The 20,574-nt window shown below is 65.4% G+C and carries 20 protein-coding genes and 1 pseudogene; 10 read left to right on the top strand and 11 right to left on the bottom strand.

Features of this window, described 5'->3' with window-relative positions; all coding sequences use genetic code 11:
• Positions 1-218: 218 nt before the first annotated feature.
• The 4 genes from msrB (at position 219) to C4S70_RS16965 (ending at position 4,156) form a co-directional block, all read left to right on the top strand.
• The gene (gene msrB / locus C4S70_RS16980) at positions 219-668 is read left to right on the top strand and encodes a peptide-methionine (R)-S-oxide reductase MsrB (RefSeq protein ID WP_104009290.1); all 450 of its coding nucleotides are present in this window, start codon (positions 219-221) and stop codon (positions 666-668) included.
• Positions 665-1,180 carry a peptide-methionine (S)-S-oxide reductase MsrA gene (msrA, locus tag C4S70_RS16975; RefSeq protein ID WP_104009289.1) on the top strand — a complete coding sequence of 172 codons (516 nt, stop codon included), beginning with the start codon at positions 665-667 and terminating at the stop codon, positions 1,178-1,180. The genes msrB and msrA overlap by 4 nt, the downstream gene beginning before the upstream one ends.
• A gap of 142 nt (positions 1,181-1,322) precedes the next feature.
• Positions 1,323-3,230: an acyl-CoA synthetase gene (locus tag C4S70_RS16970; protein ID WP_104009288.1), complete on the top strand. Its 1,908-nt coding sequence runs from the start codon at positions 1,323-1,325 to the stop codon at positions 3,228-3,230.
• On the top strand, positions 3,230-4,156 hold the full coding sequence (locus C4S70_RS16965) for an alpha/beta hydrolase (protein ID WP_104009287.1): 927 nt from the start codon (positions 3,230-3,232) through the stop codon (positions 4,154-4,156). The genes C4S70_RS16970 and C4S70_RS16965 overlap by 1 nt, the downstream gene beginning before the upstream one ends.
• Before the next feature lie 3 nt (positions 4,157-4,159).
• Here the strand turns inward: C4S70_RS16965 and C4S70_RS16960 are convergent, their stop codons facing one another.
• From C4S70_RS16960 to C4S70_RS16940, 5 genes are all read right to left on the bottom strand, one after another.
• On the bottom strand, positions 4,160-4,996 hold the full coding sequence (locus tag C4S70_RS16960) for an alkaline phosphatase family protein (protein ID WP_104009286.1): 837 nt from the start codon (positions 4,994-4,996) through the stop codon (positions 4,160-4,162).
• Between the two features lie 95 nt (positions 4,997-5,091).
• Positions 5,092-7,083 carry a CocE/NonD family hydrolase gene (locus tag C4S70_RS16955; protein ID WP_104009285.1) on the bottom strand — a complete coding sequence of 664 codons (1,992 nt, stop codon included), beginning with the start codon at positions 7,081-7,083 and terminating at the stop codon, positions 5,092-5,094.
• A 117-nt stretch (positions 7,084-7,200) separates the two neighbouring features.
• Complete coding sequence (locus tag C4S70_RS16950; RefSeq protein WP_104009284.1) at positions 7,201-8,310, bottom strand: DUF4147 domain-containing protein; 1,110 nt, start codon at positions 8,308-8,310, stop codon at positions 7,201-7,203.
• Complete coding sequence (dtd, locus tag C4S70_RS16945; protein ID WP_104009283.1) at positions 8,303-8,752, bottom strand: D-aminoacyl-tRNA deacylase; 450 nt, start codon at positions 8,750-8,752, stop codon at positions 8,303-8,305. Before dtd ends, C4S70_RS16950 begins: the two co-directional genes overlap by 8 nt.
• 25 nt (positions 8,753-8,777) lie before the next feature.
• A complete protein-coding gene (locus C4S70_RS16940) occupies positions 8,778-9,452 on the bottom strand; it encodes a nitroreductase (RefSeq protein ID WP_104009293.1) in 675 nt (224 codons plus the stop codon).
• 156 nt (positions 9,453-9,608) lie between these two features.
• On the opposite strand from C4S70_RS16940, the gene C4S70_RS16935 reads away from it, so the two are divergent.
• Together C4S70_RS16935 and C4S70_RS16930 are read left to right on the top strand one after the other, a co-directional pair.
• Positions 9,609-10,028 carry an Hsp20/alpha crystallin family protein gene (locus C4S70_RS16935; RefSeq protein WP_104009282.1) on the top strand — a complete coding sequence of 140 codons (420 nt, stop codon included), beginning with the start codon at positions 9,609-9,611 and terminating at the stop codon, positions 10,026-10,028.
• Between the two features lie 99 nt (positions 10,029-10,127).
• Positions 10,128-10,595, top strand: a complete 468-nt coding sequence (locus tag C4S70_RS16930) for a SpoIIAA family protein (protein WP_104009281.1) — start codon at positions 10,128-10,130, stop codon at positions 10,593-10,595.
• A 5-nt stretch (positions 10,596-10,600) separates the two neighbouring features.
• Here C4S70_RS16930 and C4S70_RS16925 read toward each other — a convergent pair whose 3' ends face one another.
• Together C4S70_RS16925 and C4S70_RS16920 are read right to left on the bottom strand one after the other, a co-directional pair.
• The gene (locus C4S70_RS16925; RefSeq protein ID WP_104009280.1) at positions 10,601-11,704 is read right to left on the bottom strand and encodes a TFIIB-type zinc finger domain-containing protein; all 1,104 of its coding nucleotides are present in this window, start codon (positions 11,702-11,704) and stop codon (positions 10,601-10,603) included.
• A gap of 22 nt (positions 11,705-11,726) precedes the next feature.
• Positions 11,727-12,896, bottom strand: coding sequence for an SPFH domain-containing protein (locus C4S70_RS16920; protein WP_104009279.1), 1,170 nt, complete (start codon positions 12,894-12,896; stop codon positions 11,727-11,729).
• Positions 12,897-13,072: 176 nt separating this feature from the next.
• Between C4S70_RS16920 and C4S70_RS16915 the strand changes: the two genes are divergently transcribed.
• The 3 genes from C4S70_RS16915 to rpsO all read left to right on the top strand — a co-directional run bounded on the left by C4S70_RS16915 (position 13,073) and on the right by rpsO (position 15,122).
• On the top strand, positions 13,073-13,594 hold the full coding sequence (locus C4S70_RS16915) for a DUF1643 domain-containing protein (protein ID WP_104009292.1): 522 nt from the start codon (positions 13,073-13,075) through the stop codon (positions 13,592-13,594).
• 81 nt (positions 13,595-13,675) lie between these two features.
• The gene (locus C4S70_RS16910) at positions 13,676-14,686 is read left to right on the top strand and encodes a calcium-binding protein (protein WP_104009278.1); all 1,011 of its coding nucleotides are present in this window, start codon (positions 13,676-13,678) and stop codon (positions 14,684-14,686) included.
• Between the two features lie 166 nt (positions 14,687-14,852).
• A complete protein-coding gene (gene rpsO, locus C4S70_RS16905; RefSeq protein WP_104009277.1) occupies positions 14,853-15,122 on the top strand; it encodes a 30S ribosomal protein S15 in 270 nt (89 codons plus the stop codon).
• Between the two features lie 88 nt (positions 15,123-15,210).
• Here the strand turns inward: rpsO and C4S70_RS16900 are convergent, their stop codons facing one another.
• From C4S70_RS16900 to C4S70_RS16890, 3 genes are all read right to left on the bottom strand, one after another.
• Positions 15,211-15,771, bottom strand: coding sequence for a cytochrome b (locus C4S70_RS16900; RefSeq protein WP_104009276.1), 561 nt, complete (start codon positions 15,769-15,771; stop codon positions 15,211-15,213).
• Positions 15,768-16,349: a YceI family protein gene (locus C4S70_RS16895; protein ID WP_104009275.1), complete on the bottom strand. Its 582-nt coding sequence runs from the start codon at positions 16,347-16,349 to the stop codon at positions 15,768-15,770. The genes C4S70_RS16900 and C4S70_RS16895 overlap by 4 nt, the downstream gene beginning before the upstream one ends.
• Positions 16,350-16,528: 179 nt before the next feature.
• Complete coding sequence (locus C4S70_RS16890; RefSeq protein ID WP_235003871.1) at positions 16,529-17,344, bottom strand: SGNH/GDSL hydrolase family protein; 816 nt, start codon at positions 17,342-17,344, stop codon at positions 16,529-16,531.
• A 475-nt stretch (positions 17,345-17,819) separates the two neighbouring features.
• Here C4S70_RS16890 and pnp point away from each other — a divergent pair, with 475 nt between their 5' ends.
• Entirely contained in the window at positions 17,820-19,958 is a 2,139-nt protein-coding gene (pnp, locus tag C4S70_RS16885) for a polyribonucleotide nucleotidyltransferase (protein WP_104009274.1), read from the top strand.
• Positions 19,959-20,245: 287 nt separating this feature from the next.
• Here the strand turns inward: pnp and C4S70_RS16880 are convergent.
• Positions 20,246-20,428: pseudogene (locus tag C4S70_RS16880) on the bottom strand (integrase core domain-containing protein); the annotation flags it as partial.
• Positions 20,429-20,574: the final 146 nt, after the last annotated feature.

Below are 20,574 nucleotides of genomic sequence, written 5' to 3'. Positions count from 1 at the left end.
TGGGAGAGTAGGTCACCGCCAAACCTAACAATCACTCCAATCTCTCTGAACGATGATAACCAGCCCAAAAACAAAAGACCGCACCGATCGAACCTGAACGCGGGCTTGTCGCCGTCGACCTGCCGATAATCCGGGAGCCGCAAATCCCCTTGGCAAATCGCGTCCGCGCTCCATGTAATGGCACAGGTTGAAAACCCGTGCAGCGAACGGATCCCGGCATGACGCACTACCGGAAATCTCCCGAGGCCATCGCGGCCCTGTCCCCCGAAGAATACCATGTGACCCAGGAGAACGGCACCGAGCCGCCCGGGACGGGGCGGTATCTGCACAATCACGAACCGGGCATCTACGTGGACGTGGTATCGGGCGAGCCGCTGTTTGCCTCGTCCGACAAATACGACAGCGGCTGTGGCTGGCCGGCCTTCACCAAGCCGATCGAACCGGCCAATATCTTAGAACGCGAAGACCGCAGCCTGGGCATGATCCGCACTGAGGTGCGATCGGCCCATGGCAACAGCCATCTGGGCCATGTCTTCCCCGACGGCCCGCTCGACCGCGGCGGGCTGCGCTACTGCATCAACTCGGCGGCGTTGCGGTTCATCCATCGCGACGACATGGAGGCCGAAGGCTACGGCGAATACCTGCCGCAAGTGGAGGGTCGAAAATGACCGGACGAACCGAACGGGCCATTCTGGCGGGCGGCTGTTTCTGGGGCATGCAGGAGCTGATCCGCAAACTGCCCGGCGTGATCCGCAGCCGCGTCGGCTATTCCGGCGGGGATGTCGAGAATGCAACCTACCGCAACCACGGAACCCATGCCGAGGCGGTCGAGGTGATCTTCGACCCCGACAGGCTGAGTTATCGCGATCTTCTGGCCTTCTTCTTCCAGATTCACGACCCGACCACGCCGAACCGGCAGGGCAACGACATCGGGCTGAGCTATCGGTCCGCCATCTTCTATCTGGACGAAAGGCAGAAAGAGGTTGCGCTGGACACGATCGCGGATGTGAACGCGTCGGGGCTATGGCCGGGTCCCGTAGTGACTGAAGTCGAACCCGCGGGTCCGTTCTGGGAGGCCGAGCCGGAGCATCAGGATTACCTGCAAAAGCATCCCAACGGTTATACTTGTCACTTCCCCCGACCCGACTGGATCTTGCCGAAACGCGCCGAAGCGTCCTGATCGGCGCGTTCTGGCGCAACGTCAGACCCGGTTCCGCAGGGTCAGGTGCAGGGTGTCAGCCTTGCGCCCAAGGCGGTTTGCGACCATTTTGGGCAAAAAGAGAAGTCCCGGGGCGACGACACCGGGAAAGGGGAGACCAGACATGACATTCGCCGGAATGGAAGACCGCCTGGCCGTCGAGGCCGAAGCAGCTTGGGAAGAGCGCGACCTGCCCGTCACGCTGTATCAGATGCTGTCGGAAACGGCCGCGAGGTTTCCCGATCGCAATGCGGTGAGCTTCCAGCTGCTTTCGGGGCCGAAGGACAAGGCCGAAACGCTCACCTGGCGCGCATTGCTGGAAAAGTCCAGCCAAGCGGCCAACCTGTTCCGGTCGCTGGGCATCGGCGAAAACGACGTTGTGGCCTATGTGCTGCCCAATTGCAACGAAACCATCCTCACGCTTCTGGGCGGTGCGATCGCAGGGATCGTCAACCCCATCAACCCGCTGCTGGAGCCCGAACAGATCGCCTCGATCCTGCGTGAAACCAACGCCAAGGTGGTGGTGACGCTCGCGCCCTTCCCGAAGACGGACGTGGCGCAGAAGGTCAACGAGGCGGTCCGCCACGCGCCGCATGTCGAGACCGTGCTCGAGGTTGATCTGAATCGATACCTGACCCCGCCGAAGTCGTGGATCGTTCCGCTGATCCGGCCCAGGATCGAAGGCAAGGCGGAACACGCGCATGCGGATTATCTGAACTTCAACAAGGAACTGGCGAAGCAACCGAAAACACTGAGTTTCGAGGACAGCGGCCGCGACCGCGTGGCCTTCTACTTCCACACCGGCGGCACCACCGGCATGCCCAAGGTGGCCCAGCACAAGTATTCCGGCGTGGTCTACAACGGCTGGTTGGGGCACAAACTGCTTTTCAAGGAAACCGACAACATCATCTGCCCGCTGCCGCTGTTCCATGTCTTCGCGGTGCACGTGATTCTGATGTCGGCGATTGCCAGCGGCGCGCATGTGGTGTTCCCGACCCCCCAGGGCTATCGCGGCGAGGGCGTGTTCGACAATTTCTGGAAGCTGATCGAACGCTGGAAGATCACCTTCATCATCACCGTGCCCACCGCGATTTCCGCCCTGATGCAGCGCCCGGTGGACGCGGATGTCAGCACCGTGCAGACCGCCTTTTCCGGCTCGGCGCCGCTGCCGGTGGAGCTGTTCCGGCGGTTCGAGCAGGCCACCGGTGTCAACATCGTGGAAGGCTACGGCTTGACTGAAGCGACCTGTCTTGTCTCGTGCAACCCGGTGGATGGCGAAAAGAAGATCGGATCCGTCGGGATCCCATTCCCCTATACCGATGTGAAGATCTTCAAGAACACGCCCGAGGGTCCGGTGGAATGCGGCGTGGACGAGGTGGGCGAGATCTGCGTGTCGAACCCCGGCATCTATGCCGGCCACACCTATACCGAAGAGGACAAGAACCGCGATCTTTACTATTTCGACAAGTATCTGCGCACCGGTGACCTGGGCCGGATCGACGCGGACGGGTATCTGTGGATCACGGGCCGTGCCAAGGATCTGATCATTCGCGGTGGCCACAATATCGACCCGGCCGAGATCGAAGAGGCGCTGCTGGGACATGAGGCCGTGGCCTTTGCCGGCGCGATCGGCCAGCCCGACGCCCATGCGGGCGAGGTGCCCTGCGCCTATGTCGAACTGGTCGACGGCGCGTCGGTTTCCCCCGAAGAGCTGATGGATTATTGCCGCATCCACGTTCACGAACGCGCCGCCCGGCCCAAGTTCATCGGCATCCTGCCAGAGCTTCCCAAGACCGCAGTCGGCAAGGTGTTCAAGCCCGACCTGCGCAAGTTGGCGATCACCCGCGTCTACAACGAGGCGCTGGAAGAGGCCGGCGTGCCCGCGCGCGTGGTCGGCGTCATCGACGACAAGAAGCGGGGCCTCGTGGCGCAGGTTCAGGCCAACGGCGCGGACCAGAGCGCGGTAGAGAACGTGCTGGGCAACTTCACGCGCCCCTGGGAATGGGCCGAGGAGACCGAGAAAGCCGCCTGATGGACTACCGGGAGCGGATCGACGCGGAAACCTGGGCCTTCATCGAAAAGGTCCGGTCTTTCGCGCCGCCCGATGCCGGGAATGCCACCGTCGCGGAGCAGCGCGCCGCCTATGATGCGCTGTGCCACGCCTTTGCCGTGCCCTATCCCGAGGGAGTCGCGGCGCGCAATGCCACGGCCGATGGCGTTGCGGTGCGCATCTATTCCGCCGGACAGCCGAACCGGACCGTGATCTGGTTTCACGGCGGCGGTTTCGTGGTGGGCGGGCTGGACAGTCACGACGACCTGTGCGCCGAGATCTGCGCCTGCACCGGCTTTCGTGTCGTGGCGGTCGATTACCGGCTGGCCCCTGACCATCCCCACCCCGCGGCGTTCGAGGACTGCTGGACCGCGACCCGATGGGTGACTCGCGAATATGGCGCGGGCGTCGTTTTGGCCGGAGACAGCGCCGGCGGCACTCTGGCGGCGGCCGTGGCCCATCATGCGCGGGGACGGCTGGAAGGCATCCTGGGCCAGGTGCTGGTCTATCCCTGGCTGGGCGACGACATGGATGGGGGATCCCATGTCGAACATGCCGATGCGCCCTGCCTGACCCGCGCCGACATGCTGTTCTATCGGCAGGCCCGGCTAGGCGGCCTCCCGGCCCCGGTGGATGATCCGACCTATGCGCCGCTGAGCGATACCGACTTTTCCGGCCTGCCGCCGACGGTGATCTTCGTCGCCGAATGCGACCCGCTGCGGGATGACGGGATCGCCTATTACGAAAACCTGCGCGCTGCGGGCTGCCGCGCCCATCTGGTCGAGGAACCGGGCCTTGTCCACGGCTACCTGCGCGCCCGCCACTCGGTGCAACGCGCCGCTGCCTCCTTCGAGCGGATCGAAACCGCGATCGAGGCGCTGGGTCAGGGGCTCTGGCCCTGGGATTGACCGTCAGTGCAGGAACACCCCGCCGCGCATCGTCCTGGGGATCGGCGCGCCCAGCCGGCTGAGGATCGTCGGCGCCAGTTGCAGCTGGTCGATCACCGTGTCCTCGGGCGGCCCCTCGGCCGGGCCGAAATAGTATAGCGCCGCGTCCTGCTGCAGCTCGCACCGTCCGCCATGATGGCCAAGATCGTCCTGCCCGTGATCGGCGGTGACGATCACCTCGTATCCCACCTCGCGCCAGCGGCGGATGAAGGGCGCGAGCATCTCGTCCATGGTGAAACAGGCGTGGTTCATCTCGGCGCAGTCATGCCGGAAGCGATGGCCCATGCTGTCCAGCGTGCAGGTATGCAGCATCCCGTAGTTCAGCCCGAACCGCTGGCACAGGCTCGTGAGCGTTGCGAACAGGTCCACGTCGCAGGGCGTCATCTGGTTGGTGTGCCCGTAGCCGGTCATGGTGTGGAACCGGCCGTGATTGATGGTCGGGCTGTCGGGTTCGTCATATTCGATGTCCCGCACCAGGTCGAACGGCGTGCGATTGAAGAATTCGGACCAGAAGGAATGCGCAACCGCCCCGGTCACCCCGCCTGCCAGACGGACCTGGGAAAAGATGTCGGGGTGGTTCAGCCGGAACACGTTGGCATTGCCGGTGCAGCCATGTTCGGCCGGGGCGACACCGGTATGGATCGAGGCATAGCAGCTGGCCGAGATCGACGGCAGCACCGCCCGGTGTTTCCAGACCCGGGCATCTCCGCTTTTCACCCAGCCCTCGAGATTGCCGAAGAGCCGTCGCCAGTTGCGCCACGGCACCCCGTCCAGAATGATGAGCAAGAGCCTGTTGTCCATATCCCCGCCTCGCGCGTTTGTCCCTTTCATTCAGAGTGAGGCGGGCGGTCCGGTCTGCCCCGAAACCGGCATGCGCATGTCGCGCCCCGCCCTTTTCACAGATTGTCGCGCGGGACGCTGTCGGTCAGGTCGCGTTTGTAGATCAGCCGGTCGTTCTCATAGGCCTCCAGCCGCGCGGTCATATGGAACTGCGTGGCGTCTGACCACATCTCGCAGAAGGTTTCCGTGCGCAGGCGCAGGTCGCCCCGGCCGGTTTCTTCGGTCCAGTGGCACCGCCCGCGTGCCGACAGCGGATCGTCGGGCTGGATCGACCAGAGCTCGCGCGCCACCGATCCGCTGATCCCGCCGTGGTCGCAATCCTCGACCATGCCGAAATCGTCCTCGATCACCAGCCGCACCTCGTCCGTGACCAGATCCCGCTCGATCCGCCGCACATGGGCCGGCTCGCGCAGGGTGCGGGTCTGCCACGGCTCGTCCGTCTCGGGCGGCGGGAATGCCCATTCGTCCCCGCCCAGCGTCGGCCGCAGGGGCAGGTCGATGGTCCCGCCGGTCAGTTCCAGCGTCGCCGACTCCGGTGATGGCCAGACCAGAGGCCAATAGGCCGACGACACCGCCACCCGCAGCCGATGCCCGCGCGGCACGCGATATGCGATGTGGTCGAGGTCCAGCGCGATATCATGCACCCGCCCCGGCGCCAGCGGCGCGGGCTCGGCATGGCCATCCCGGTGGCTGAGGTTCAGCACGCCATAGGTGATCCGCGTCGAGGCCCCGTCGGGGTGCACATGGTTCAGCCGCACCGCCACCTGCGCCTGCGGTCGGTCCGATGCGACGCCCAACCGCACCCGAGGCGCGCCGACGATGTCCAGATCGGCCTCCAGCGTCGGCCCGTCGAAACAGGCCGACAGCGCGTCATCCCCGCGCTGGTCGCCCGGCATCTCCGGCCCCAGCCAGATCGCGCAATACTCTCCGGCCGCCATGCCGCAATCCTGCGGCGACCGCACGCGCGCCGCCAGCGGTGCCGACGCCTCCGCCAGCCCGCCATCGGTCAAATGCATCCGCTGGACCGACCGTTGCACCGCCACCGCGCGGTCATCGGCGATCCACCGTCCCGGCCGCGCGGTATACCAGGTCGCGGGGCGCACCCCGTCCATCAGCCAGACGCGATAATCAGGGTCATCCTCGACCCCGGTGTCGATTCCCTTCAGCCACCGATCCCACCAGCGCAGCGCCTCCTGCAGGAACCCGATGCGCGGCTCGGGCACCGCGAAATGCGGATACTTGTGAACCCAGGGGCCGACGATCCCCTTGGCGCCGGGGATGTTCGCGACGATCTGCGGCACCGCGTTCTTGTAGGCATCCCCCCAGCCGCCGACCGCCAGCACCCTGGCCTTGATCGCCGAATAATCCTCGCAGACCGACCCGTGCCGCCAGTAGGCATCCCGCCGCTGATGACGCAGCCAGACCGCGGGCATAAACGGCTCCGCCTCCAGTCGCTCCAGCCACATTTCGCGCCAGTCCGCCCGCAGCGCCGGATCCGGCGCGCGCGACGAATAGGCCCACATGGTTGCCCCCCAGCCGAGGTTCTCGTTCAAAAGGCAGCCGCCTTTGTAATGAATGTCGTCGGCGAAACGATCCACCGTCGAACACAGCGTGATGATCGCCTTCAGTGGCTCCGGCTGCAACGCCGCCACTTGCAGCGAATTGAACCCGCCCCAGCTGATTCCCATCATGCCGACGCTGCCCGAACACCACGGCTGGGCCGCCAGCCAGTCGATCACCTCGACCGCGTCGGCCAGCTCCTGCGCGGTATATTCGTCCTCCATCAGCCCCTGACTGTCGCCATTGCCCCGCATGTCCACTCGCACGCAGGCATAGCCCCGCCGCGCGAACCAGGGATGGGTCAGCGCGTCCCGCGCGGCCGTCCCGTCGCGTTTGCGATAGGGCAGGTATTCCAGGATCACCGGCGCCGGATCGTCGCAGGCGTCCACCGGCCGCCACACCCGTGCCGACAGCCGGCAGCCGTCCGACAACACGATCCCCAGATCAGGCAGCTCCTCGATCTCGTGCAGAAACACGTTCCCGCCCATCACCCCGATCCTCCCTGCTTCTTTCTGGTCGCAAATACCCCGGGGGAGTCCGCGCGCTCCGCGCGGACGGGGGCAGCGCCCCCGAGCACCGACAGTCGCGGCCGCGTATCGTCTCTGTCAAGCGCGCAGTGCCACCAGCAGATCCATAACGTTCGTGCCGGTTGGTCCCGTCACCAGAAGATCGCCTCGCTTGGCCAGCCAGGTTCCCGCATCCGCCGCCGCCAGGGCCTCGGCCGCGCCCGGCCCCCAACTGCCCCCGTCCACGACGCCACCCGCCGCGTCGGTCGGCCCGTCGGTCCCGTCAGTGCCGCCCACCACGACCACCAGATCCTCGGTTCCGGCAATCTCCCGCGCGAGCGCCAGCGCAAGCGCCTGATTGCGCCCGCCGCGGCCGGGACGCTCCGGCAACACCACCGTCGGCTCGCCGCCCAGCACGATCACGCCCCTTTCCATCTCGCGCAGCCGCGGCCCCCAGCGCGCCGCAAGCGCGCCCAGCTCGTCGTGCAACGCCTCTTCATTGGCCAGAACCTCCAGCCCGCGCGCTCGCGCAGCCCGCGCCACGGCTGCCCGCGCGATCGCGTTCGACGCCACGATCCGCGCCGCATGGTCGAAGTCCGCGCCTTCCGGCACAAGACCGATCCCGGATCCGATCACCGCAAGGTCATCCCCCGGCACGTCCGAAATCGCCAGCACCAGCGCAGTCGCGCCCCGGAAATGCGACAGCAACCCGCCGCCCTTGATCCGCGACAGCCTTCGGCGCTCGGCGTTCATCGCGGCGATGTCCAAACCGGCGGCCAGCAGCTTTCGGTTCAACGCTGCAAGATCCTCCAGCGTTGCCCCCTCGACCAGATCTTCGGCCAGCGCCGAGGCGCCCCCCGAAACGAGAAGCAGCAGCCGCGATCCCGGCGCCATCGCCTCGACCGCCGTGCGCAGGGCACGGCCGGCGGCGAGGCTTCGCGCGTCCGGCACCGGGTGCGATGCCTCGATCACCCGGACGGCCCCCGGCAAACCCTGCGCGTGCCCGTCCTTGGTAACGACAAGCGCGGGAACGTCCCCGAAGGCATCCAGCGCCGCGCGCGTCATCGCCGCCGCTGCCTTTCCGACGGCGAGCACCATGTCGGGGCGCTTCGCCCCTACCAGCGCGGCGCGGGTCGCCGCATACCCATCCACCGCCGCGACCCCGGCGCGCCAAAGCTCGACCGCCAGGTTCCGCAGCGTCTCAGTCATCCGGCGCGATCTCCATCCAGATCGTCACCGGCCCGTCATTCACCAGATCGACCGCCATGTCCGCGCCGAAGCGGCCGGTTTCCACCGGTATGCCCTGTTCGGCCAGCTTGGCGGCGAAATATTCATAGAGCCGTTCGCCCTCGGCCGGGGCGGCGGCGGCGGAAAAGCCGGGACGGTTCCCGCGCGAGGTATCGGCAGCCAGCGTGAACTGGCTGACCACCAGCGCCCCGCCGCCGATATCGCGCACCGACCGGTTCATCTTGCCGGCGTCGTCCTTGAAGATTCGCAGCTTGGCGATCTTGGCGGCCAGTTGCTCGGCCTGCGCCTCGGTATCGCCGGCCATGGCGCAGACCAGGACCAGAAGTCCCGGCCCGGTCTTGCCGATCACCTCGCCATCCACGGTGACGCTTGCGCGGGATACCCGCTGGATCAGGGCTCGCATGTGCTGTCTCTCCCGTCGTCGTGTCTCAGCCGCGCCAGTCCACGATCTCGTCCAGACCGGCGCGTTCGGTGCGAAAGGCATTGGCCGGGTGGTCGGTGTCTGCATAGCCGAAGGAAATCGCGCACAGGATCAGCCGATCGTCGCCGATGCCGAACCAGTCATGCAGGAAAGGCGCAAAGGACGCCACCGCCGCTTGCGGAATCGTCGCAACGCCCGCAGCCTGCGCGGCCAGCGCAAAGGCGGTGACGAAGCCGCCGCAATCCATCGCGCCATAGGGGCCCAGCTCGGCGGGGCTGGACAGGATGGCGCAATGGGGCGCGCCGAACAGGCGGAAGTTTTCCATCATCTGCCGTGCGGATCCGGCGCGGTCGCCCTTTTCCACGCCCACCGCGTCGTAGAGTTGCCAGCCGCAGGTGCGGCGCCGCTGCTGGTAGACACCGGAATAGCCGGACGGGAACGGGATATCGGGCGCGTGCCCGCCCTTTTGCGCCTGCGCCCACAGGGCCGCGCGGAATCGCTCGGTTTCCTCTCCGCTGGTCACGACGATCTGCCAGGGCTGTGCGTTGCACCAGGACGGCGCGCGGCGGGCGGTGGCGACGATCTGCTCGATCACCGCGCGCGGCACCGGGTCCGGGCGAAAGGCGCGGCAGGAATGGCGCGCGGCAAAGAGCGCGTCCAGATCGGCGGGCGTTACGGTCATGACGGGCGGTTCCCCGGTGCGGTTCCAGTGGCGGCGAAGATGGCGGGGATCGCCGGCCGGCGCAAGGGGCCGCGGATTTTGACAGGGATCAATGTAGAATTTCGTGAAACCGTTCATAAATCCTTGGCAAAGGGAATCAGTTCATGGAGGGTCAAAATGGTTGAAAAGACTGACACGGGTTCGCTGTGGCCGTCGCTTTATGATCCGTTCCGGACATTCGCCACGCGGCTGTCGGAATGGCTCAGCCCGGCCTCTGAGGCATCCAGCAATGACGACGCCTATGACATCAGTATGGAGCTGCCCGGCGTCTCCGAGGGCGACATCGAACTGACGGTGGAAAACGGCGTCGTGACCGTTCGTGGCGAGAAGAAGACCGAGGAAGAGAGAAAGGGCGATACCTGGTATTTCAGCGAACGCCAGTATGGCGCGTTCCGCCGGTCGTTCCGCCTGCCCGAGGATGCCGACGGCGACAAGGCCGAAGCGACGATGAAGGATGGCGTGTTGCATATCCGGATTCCGCGCAAGAGCAAGGAAGCCGTGGAACAGGCCAAGAAGATCAAGATCGCCCGCGGCTGACGCGAGCGGTCGGGCGCAAGCCAGAAGAAGGGGGCGGGCATCGCCCCTTTCGTTTTCGCCGGTATCGCCTATCTTGGAGATGAACCAGCGGAGGATGCCATGAGCAAAGGCGACAAGGGTCATTTCGAGTTTCTGGACGGTTTCCCGGCGGATGTCGTCGCCGTCGAGGCCAAGGGCAGGATCGAGGCCGACGATTACGAAAACACGCTGATCCCCGAGATCGAGGCCCGCATCAGCAAGGAAGGCAAGGTCAATCTTCTCTACGTGCTGGGGCCGGATTTCGAAGGGTTCAGCGCCGGGGCGGCGTGGGAGGATGCCGAGCTGGGCCTGCGCCATATCGGCGATTTCGCCCGGGTCGCGGTCGTGTCCGACAAGGCCTGGGTGCGAGGCGCGGTGCGGATGTTTGCCCCCTTGGTCGGCGCAGAGGTCCAAGCCTTCCGCATGGAAGAGCTGGACAAGGCGAAGGAGTGGATCACCCGCTATCGCCCCGAGTCCGAACCCGAACCGGGGGTCGAGGCCGAATACAAGATCCCGCCGCTCGAGGATAAGATCCCGCCCGTCGGCTGAAACCGCTACTGGCTGGTGGCCGCAAGGTATCCCACGCCGGCGGCCACGATCAGCCCGGCGATGACGGCCAGTGCGATCTTGACCGCTGACCACGGCCGTTCGCCCTGGACCCGGCCCGTGCGGCCGTTCACCACGAAACGGTAGGTTTTGCCGCGATACTTGTAGGCGGCAAGCCACACCGGCAGCAGGATATGCTTGAAGGTCACGTCGCGCACCGTGGTGTCGATGCGGTGGATGCGCTGCTGGTCGCCGCCGATGTCGAACCGCACGTCGCGGGCGATCACCCGGTCCATCCTGTCGCGCGCCTCGGCAAAGGCGTCCTCCAGCGGCACTGTGTAGGCTTCGGCCCGGAACCCGGCAAGGTAGCCGGGCTGATAGGGCTCCAGCTCCGACAGATCCCACGGCTCCAGCGCGTCGGTGAACCGCTTCGGCAGGCTTTTCGAGGCCAGCACCAGAACGTCGTCGAAAAACCGCGCGACGCGGCCCGAGACGGGGCGCCAGCGCACCTTGGCGACGCGCTGTTGCATTCGTTTTCCATTCCGCATGACCGTGCGCGTTTCGTAGTAGATCGTCCCGCGCTCGCCGGAATAGGTGGAGGAGGTATCGGCGTCGAAGGTCCAGTAGGGCGCATATATCCCCTGCATCCGCCGCCCCTTGCGGGCGTATTGCCTCAGCCCGCCCGGCGCGAACCACAGCCGGCCCAGCCAGTCCGTCATCGCCTTGTGCGCGGCGCGTTCGTCCAGCGCGAAGGGCAGCAGGGCGTGCGGCTTGATGTGCCGGTTGGTGCCGGTGTCGGTGACGACCGGCGTGGCGCAGAACGGACATTCCGCGGCGTGAACGGCGGGGTCGAACTCGAACACGGCGGCGCAGTTAGAGCAGGTGGCGGTGCGCGTCTCCTCCATCTCCGCCGCGCCCAACCGCTGGCGGATCGCGTCGGCAAAGTCGCGCTCGCGGATCGCGCGCCCGCCCCAGGGGCCGCCGCCCGCCGGTTTGGAAAAACCGCAGAAATCGCAGGTCAACGTTCCATGGGCGGGGTCGAACCGCAGGTCCGCGCCGCACTGGTCGCAGGGAAAGCGATGCTCTTGCACCGGGGGAGAGGCGTCCTGCATTCGGGTGGTCCCGGCTGGCGGCTCAGGCGCCCGGTGGCGGGGGCGGCGGGGGCATCACGGTGAAGAGCTGCGCCAGATCGCGCACCTCGCCGGCCCGGCGCCAGCCGTCCTGCCCCGGCGTCCAGACATGGGTGTCGCGGGTCAGCTCTCCGGTCGCGGCCATCCGACCCAGCGTGGCGCGCGAAAAGGGTCCGCGCGTTTCGCCGTTCTCGGCGATGTGCCAGACCTTCTCGATCGCAGGCGGCGGGGGCGGTGACGGCGGCGCGGCGGCCGGTTGCGGCGCGGCGGGTTGCGGCGCCTGCGCTGGCATCGCGCCCCAGGGCCCCACCTGCGGGGCCGGCATCTGGCCGGCCAACTGCTGCGCCATCGCCAGCCCCATGCCCGCGCCCAGCCCGGCGGCCATGCCGCCACCGGCGGGATTGCGGGCGGCGGCGGTCATCGCTTCGGCCGCCGAATATTGCGTGAACTTGCCCAGATCGCCCGCCAGCCCCATCGAGGTGCGCTTGTCCAGCGCCTCTTCGACCGCGGGCGGCAGCGAGATGTTTTCGATGTAGAATTCCGGCATCTCCAGCCCGTAGGCGTCCAGCACCGGGGCGACCTCGGCCACGATCAGCCGGCCCAGATCGGCGGTGTTGGCGGCCATGTCCAGCACCGGGATGCCCGACCCTGCGATCACGCGGGAAAACTCCTGCACGATGATGTTTCGGATCTGAAAGCTGATTTCGTCCATCGTGAATTCGCCGTCGGTGCCGACGATTTCGACAAGGAACCGCGCCGGATCCTTGACCCGGATCGAATAGGTTCCGAAGGCGCGGATACGCGTGGGCCCAAACTCGGGGTCGCGCAGCATCACCGGGTTCTTTGTGCCCCATTTCAGGTCGGTGAACCGGGTGGTGTTGACGAAATAGATCTCGGACTTGAACGGCGACTGGAACCCGTGGTCCCAGTGCTGCAGCGTGGTCAGCACCGGCATGTTGTTGGTTTCCAGCAGGTAGAGCCCCGGCGTGAACACGTCGGCCAGCTGGCCTTCGTGGACAAAGACCGCGGCCTGGCCTTCGCGCACGGTCAGCTTTGCGCCATACTTGATCGCGTGGCCTTCGCGTTCGAACCGCCAGACCATCGTGTCGCGGGTATCGTCCACCCAGTGAATGACATCAATGAATTCGCCGCTGAGAAAGTCGAAAATGCCCATCCGTCTTGCCCTCTTGTCCCGGCCTGAACGACGGGATGATGGAAATGCCGGCCCTGCTGCATGCCGTCAGGGTCGGGGCGATCATAGACCTTGGACCGGGACGGCTTCAACCTGCGCCTTGGCAGCAGGCGCTGTCCGCGGTTAAGGTGCGGCGGTTTCGGCAACGGGGGGCGGCCATGATCGAGCGCGCGTTTCGCAAGGCAGATGCGGATTCGGTCGCGGTCTATTCGGACTGCGAACGATATCGCTATGCGCTGACAAGGGTCTGGGATGCGCGCGCGCCGCGGGTGAATTTCGTCATGCTGAACCCTTCGACCGCGACCGAAGTGCAGAACGACCCCACCGTGGAACGCTGCGAACGCCGCGCCCGCGCGCTTGGATATGGCGGGTTCCGGGTGACCAACATCTTTGCCTGGCGCGAAACCGACCCGCGCGCCCTGCGCCGGGCGGCCGATCCGGTCGGCCCGGACAATGACGCGGCAATCGCCGAGGGGGCGGTCTGGGCCGACCGGGTGATCGCCGGCTGGGGGGCGCATGGGGAGTTCATGGATCGTGGCCGCGCGGTCGAGGCATTGCTGCGCGCCACCGGCCGCGCGCTGTTCCACCTTGGCCTGACCCGCGCCGGCCACCCGCGCCACCCGCTGTATGTTGCTTATGCGCGACAGCCGGAGATGTGGGTCTCTGCAACGGTTTGTTAACCATTTCAATGGATTGAGTTTGACCCTAGCCTTTGATTGTGGCCCTATCGGGACTGGTGGGTCCGATGGCGGAGTAGTCCGATGTTCCTGTTGGCGGGTATGCTTGGCCTCCTGGCGGTTGGCGGCGCGATGCTGGCCGATTTCACCGTGGAAGAGCCTGATGAAGATGCCGCCGGTGATACCGGTCTTGGCACGTCCGGATCAGGCAGCGGCGCCGATGCCGGCAGCGATCTTCTGGACCAGGGCACCGGAAAGGCCGAGGCGGGCGATGCGACCGGCGATCCGCCGCCGGACGTGATCCTGCCCGGCTCCGCGCAGGACGACAACCTGGCGGGCGGGGCGGGTGACGATCAGATCAACGGATATTCGGGGGATGACCGCATCGCGGGCGGTTCCGGTCGCGATGATCTTTATGGTGCAGAGGGCGCGGACACCCTCATCGGTGGCGATGGCACGGACAGCCTCGACGGCGGCGACGGCAGCGACCGCATCGATGGTGGCAACGGTTCGGATCTGGCCTTTGGCGGGTTCGGCGATGATGGCATGGGCGGTGGCGCGGGTGACGACACGCTGCATGGTGGACAGGGGGCGGATGCGATCGACGGCGGCGGAGGCAATGACCAGCTGCACGGCAATGACGGCGACGACACCCTGGCCGGAGGCGCCGGCAACGACGTTCTGTTCGGAGGAAGGGGCGCTGATGCGGTCAGTGGCGCCGATGACGGGGCCGAAACCGACTTTCTGAACGGCGGGGACGGCGACGATACGCTGGTTGCCGGCGCGGGCGACGTGATGACCGGCGGCGCGGGCCACGATTCCTTCCTGGCGGGCGACTGGATTGTCGGAGGGCCTCAGGCCCGGATCATGGACTTTGACCCCGAAGAGGACCGCCTTGTCATAGCTTGGGATCTGGCGAAGTCACCCGACCCCGATGTCGAAATCACGCCCGAAAGCGATGGTTCGGGCCTGTTCCGGGTGGTGATCGACGGCGTTCCCGTGGTCCGGGTGGCGGCGGATGGTGCGCCATCGGTGGACGACATCGTGCTCATGGACAGCAGCGTCGTGCGGGGCGTTGCCGCGCCTTCGGCCTGATCCGGGGCGCAATTCGCCTTTGCCTTTTGCGGCGATTTGGCATACATGCCGGCATCCACGCCAGAATCAGCCGCCCTGCGGATTTCTGGCCGGACCATCTCCACGGGCCTGTGCTGGACGACATCCCGGCCTGCGCCATCCACTCTAACCTGCAAAGGAGACCCCGATGTCGATCACTGCGGAAGAAAAAGCCCGCGTCATGAAGGAATTCGCGACCAAGGAAGGCGATACCGGTTCGCCCGAGGTTCAGGTCGCCATTCTGACCTCGCGCATCGCGACCCTGACCGAGCACTTCAAGGTGCACAAGAAGGACAACCACGGCCGTCGCGGCCTGCTCAAGATGGTGGCGCAGCGCCGCAAGCTGCTGGACTATCTCAAGCGCAAGGACGAGGCCCGGTATCAGGATCTGATCAAACGTCTGGGCCTGCGCCGCTGAGGCTGGCCAGTTCCCGCGAGAATGCAAAGGGCTGCCTTGGCAGCCCTTTTTCATTGAGTTCCCCCATCGCTTCGACCTGTTCAGCGGGTCATGCCCCGTGCGGCGGCACCGGCCGACCCCAGATCATGCGCCAAAGGGTTCCGTCCCGGCGGGTCAGAGCCCCCGCGACATGGACCACGATCAGCACCGCCAGCGTCGTCGCCAGCACCCGGTGGATCAGAAACAGCGCCGTTTCCCATGCTTCGGAGACCGGAGCCATCGCTGGCAGCGTCCAGCGGTTGAACACGACGACATCCAGCCCGGTGGCCGAACTTGCCGCCCAGCCGAAGATCGGTGTCAGCAACAGCAGGGCATAGATCGCCCGGTGGACCGCCCGGGCCAGCGCGATGCGCCATCTCGCGTCAGGCAGAGGGGGCGGCGGTGGTGTCCAGATGTGCCAGGCAATCCGCAGCAGCGTCAGCAGCAGAGCGGTCACGCCGATCGACTTGTGCAGGCCAAACAGCCACAGGTTGGACAGGTTCACCTGCATCCGGGCAATATAGGTGCCCAACACCAGCAGGCCCAACACCGCTATCGCCGTCGCCCAGTGCAGCAGACGCGTGATCAGCCCGAAACGGTTCGGGGTATTCACAAGCGTCCCCGACATCATGGCGCGCGCTCGATGCGAATGATCATGTCGAGGTCGATTTCGTCGCTGACCATGTCCATCCACCCGGTGGCGCCCCAGGTGCTGCGCTTGATCCGCCCCGTCACCCTGAGCAGAAGGCGCGACAGGTCGCCCGGCTCGGTGCCGCGCTGACGGAACAGCTGAGCCCTGAGGGTGACCGGATGGGTCTGTCCGCGCAGAGTCAACATGCCTGCGACCTCGGCGGATTCCCTGCTGCGCAGCCGCACGCCGGTGCTGCGAAAGATCATGGTCGGAAACTGGTCGGCATCCAGAACCTTGGGGCCGCGCATGGCCTGGGTGGCAAAGGGAAAGCTGGCCTGCGCCCGCGTGGAATCAAGGATAACCTCGACCCGGTTGTTGGCGGGGTTCTGGAAATCGATCTGAATGTCGGCGGACTGCACGGGTATTTCGCCGGTGATCTTGTCTGGGCCAAACCGCACATGGAACCCGACCTTGGACCGTTCGGTGTCGAGCCGATAGGGGATCGGCGCGGCGGCGGCGGTCGAAATTGCAAACGCCAAACAGACTGAAACCGCGGCCAAGGTTCGAAGCAAACGCATGGAACGTTCTCCGGATGGTTGCCGACAGGGAACAAGCCTACACCAAAGCGCCGCGCATGCGCGATCATTTCCGCGTGCGGCGGCGCAAAGGCCGTTCCATCTTCGCGCCCGGCCGTTCGAGCCGCACAGGCCGGCCGCCTGGTCCCGGTGAGCTGGCGCCGCCGGGTGTCCGTTGATGTTCAGCTGTCCAGTTCGGTCATCAAGGCTGCCACCCGTTGTCCGATTTCCCGGCTGGCCTTGATCGACGGGTGGATCATGTCCAGCGCGTGATAGGAGCGGTCGCCAAATGGCACGAGATCGGACATCGACAGGAAATAGACGCCGTCCATTGCCTCGGCCATGCGGGCCAGGCGCGCATCGAGCTCGTCGCCCTCGTCCTTGCAATATTCGATGGGCGAGCCGACGCCGGGACTGCGCAGGTAGCCAAGATAGATCACGCGGGCATTGCTGGCGCGGGCGCGCGCGACCATTTCGGGAATGGCGCCGGTCGCGCCGTCCTTGGAGATCAGGCGATCCATCTTGCGGTCGCACAGCATGCAGCCACAGCCCAGCCACAGATCGTTGCCGCCCCCGTTCATCACCACCCAGTCCCAGCCGCCGTCGCGGAACTGCTTGCCGATATTCATGCCCATCGCGCCGGTCAACGGCAGACGGTAGATCACCCTGGCCCCGGACACTGCATGGCTGGCCACCTCTGCGTCAAGCGTTTCGGCGATAACGTCGGGAATGGATTTGCCGATGGCGCCGTGCCAGGCCATCATGCTGTCGCCCATGGCCAGGATCCGCGGCCGGTCGCCCGGATCCCCGGCGGCCCGGTCAGCGATGCCCATGATCGTCGTCTGCGGGTCGAGTTCGGTCCGACTGACCTGATCGGCCCTCTCTTGCGCGACCGGCGTGGGATTGTCCGGGTCTTCGTAGGGCGGTGTCGCGCTGCAGGCCGACAGGGTCGCGGCAAGGACAAGGGCAGGCAGACACCGGGTCACAGCATGAATCATCAAAAGGCTCCGTCCAGATCAGTGTTGGGCAAGCCCTCGCGCCGTCAAGCCCCCCGGCCCAGTGCGCAGCGTCGCCACAATCCGGCCCAATTCTCGCCGCCGAATCTACAGTTTGGACTAAAAACAAATTGTTTCGCATGTGGAAACAGCGAATTATTTTAATATATATCAGCTACTTGCTTGGGTTTTGGTGCAACCGGAAGATTGTCGGGTGTCAGTTTTCGTGAAACGGTGTCGCGAATCTCGGGCCATTGGAAACCCGATGGCACCAATCGGGTCTTGCGCCGGTTGCTTGCGAACCGCGTGAACGAGACCGCTTTCCAAACCGGAAAAAATCCTGTAAGCGCGCAGAATCCGAAGACGTGACGCTCTGACCCCGGCGCATGGAAGGATGATGGGGTCGGCGGCAATGGGGCCGCCATGCCAACGAGAGACCCGGGATGGGCCTGGGAGCGCTCTCATACAGGATACGCTGATGTTCGACATTACGAAGAAGACGATGCAGTGGGGCGAAGAAACGCTCACACTGGAAACGGGCAAGATTGCCCGTCAGGCGGATGGTTCCGTCGTTGCCACGCTTGGCGAGACCTCGGTCATGGCCAACGTGACCTTCGCCAAGGAGGCGAAACCGGATCAGGACTTCTTTCCCCTGACCGTTCACTATCAGGAAAAATACTATGCCGCGGGCAAGGTGCCCGGCGGCTTTTTCAAGCGCGAGGCGCGTCCGACCGAAAAGGAGACGCTGACCGCGCGCCTGATCGACCGCCCGATCCGGCCGCTGTTCGTGCCGGGCTTCAAGAACGAAGTGCTGGTGATGTGCACCGTGCTGAGCCACGATCTGGTCAATGACCCCGACATCGTGGCGATGATCGCGGCCAGCGCTGCACTGACCATTTCGGGCGTGCCGTTCCGCGGCCCGATCGGCGCCTGCCGCGTGGGCTATGTGGACGGCGAATATGTGCTGAACCCCACCGTGGACGACATGCACGAGCTGCGCCTGAACCCCGAACAGCGGCTGGATCTGGTCGTTGCCGGGACCAAGGACGCGGTGATGATGGTGGAATCGGAGGCCTACGAGCTGTCCGAGGCAGAAATGCTGGGCGCGGTGACCTTTGCGCATGAGCAGATCCAGCCGGTGATCGACCTGATCATCGAGCTGGCCGAGGAAGCCGCCAAGGAACCCTTCGACTTTACTCCGCCGGATTACTCCGAGCTCTACGAGTCGGTGAAGGCCGCGGGCGAGGAGAAGATGCGCGCGGCCTATGCGATCCTTGACAAGCAGGCCCGCGTCGCCGCCGTAGCCGCCGCCCGGCAGGAGATCAAGGAGGCGCTGAGCGAGGAACAGCGCGAGGATCCCAACATCGATTCGGCGATCAAGAAGCTGGAAAGCGCCGTGCTGCGCGGTGACGTCGTCAAGAACGGCCGCCGCATCGACGGGCGCGCGCTGGATCAGGTGCGGCCGATTTCGGCTGAAACCGGCCTGCTGCCGCGCACCCATGGTTCGGCGCTCTTCACCCGTGGCGAGACTCAGGCGCTGGTGGTGACCACGCTGGGCACCGGTGATGACGAACAGTTCGTCGATGCGCTGCACGGCACGTTCAAGTCGAGCTTTCTGCTGCATTACAACTTCCCGCCCTATTCGGTGGGCGAGGTCGGGCGTGTCGGTCCTCCGGGCCGCCGCGAGATCGGTCACGGCAAGCTGGCCTGGCGCGCGCTGCAGGCGGTGCTGCCGGTGCCGACCGAGTTCCCCTATACGATCCGGCTGGTATCGGAAATCACCGAATCGAACGGCTCGTCCTCGATGGCCACGGTCTGCGGGTCGTCGCTGTCGATGATGGATGCCGGCGTGCCGCTCAAGGCCGCCGTGGCCGGTGTCGCCATGGGTCTGATCCTTGAGGAAGACGGGTCATGGGCGGTTCTGACCGACATCCTGGGCGACGAAGACCATCTGGGCGACATGGACTTCAAGGTGGCCGGCACCGAGAAGGGCATCACCTCGTTGCAGATGGATATCAAGGTGGCCGGCATTACGCCCGAGATCATGGAGAAGGCGCTGGAGCAGGCTAAGGCCGGCCGGCTGCACATCCTGGGCGAGATGAACAAGGCGCTGAGCGACGCGGGTGAGTTCTCGATCCATGCGCCGCGCATCGAGACCATGACCATTCCGACCGACAAGATCCGCGAAGTGATCGGCTCGGGCGGGAAGGTGATTCGCGAGATCGTCGAGACCAGCGGGGCCAAGGTGGACATCAACGACGACGGGGTGATCAAGATCGCCTCGCCGAACGCCGAAGCGATTCAGAAGGCGTATGACATGATCCACGCGATCGTGGCCGAGCCCGAAGTGGGTCATATCTACAAGGGCAAGGTGGTGAAGATCGTCGATTTCGGCGCCTTCGTGAACTTCTTTGGCAAGCGCGACGGGCTGGTTCATGTCAGCCAGATCGAGAACCGCCGCCTGAACCATCCGTCTGATGTGCTGAAGGAGGGTCAGGAGGTCTGGGTCAAGCTGCTGGGCTTTGATGACCGTGGCAAGGTGCGTCTGTCGATGAAGGCCGTCGATCAGGAAACCGGCGAGGAGATCCAGGAGAAGAAGAAGGAAAAGGCGGACTGATCCATCCGGTTTTTCGGAAATGAGGCCCGCGCATTTTGCGCGGGCCGCTGTTATTGAGCCGCCCGCCGCGGTTTCCGAGGCGGGCGGCGGTGCCTCCGGCGGGGGTATTTGTGACCAGAAAGAAGCGGGAACGCGGAAAGCCGCGCGGCATTCTGTCCAGGTTCAGACACATGTGAGACTTTGAGGTTGAGGAGGGGTTTTCCGAATCTGTTGTTGAGGGACAAGAGAGAAGGAGAACCCCATGCAGGTTATTGGCGTGCTGAACTGGCCCCCGTTTCACCGGACACCTAAGCGGTTTCGGTTTTGGCCCTGATGAACTCTAGTGGCGAGCGCCATTTGAGGCCGCTGTGCGGGTGGTTTTCGTTATAGTCTTCGATCCGGTCTCCTATCAATCTCAGAACGATCGCGGTATCGGGCAGCGGGTTGACCTGGAGATAATCGCGCTTGAACGTATGCACGAAGGCCTCGGTTTGAGCTACTCCCCAATGTCTGGACAGTTTCCGGATTGATTTAAGCTACTCTTTGCTCCTGCTGACCGGGTTGGGTTTCGTCTTTTCTCAGCCAGTAGACCACGGCTGGGGGTTTGCCGCCAAGGGCGGAATGGGGGCGCTTGCGG

The sequence above is a fragment of the Jhaorihella thermophila genome (genome assembly GCF_900108275.1).
Lineage (GTDB): Bacteria > Pseudomonadota > Alphaproteobacteria > Rhodobacterales > Rhodobacteraceae > Jhaorihella > Jhaorihella thermophila.
Note: the sequence above shows the minus strand (reverse complement) of the source record. Positions and strands in the feature narration are given on the sequence as shown.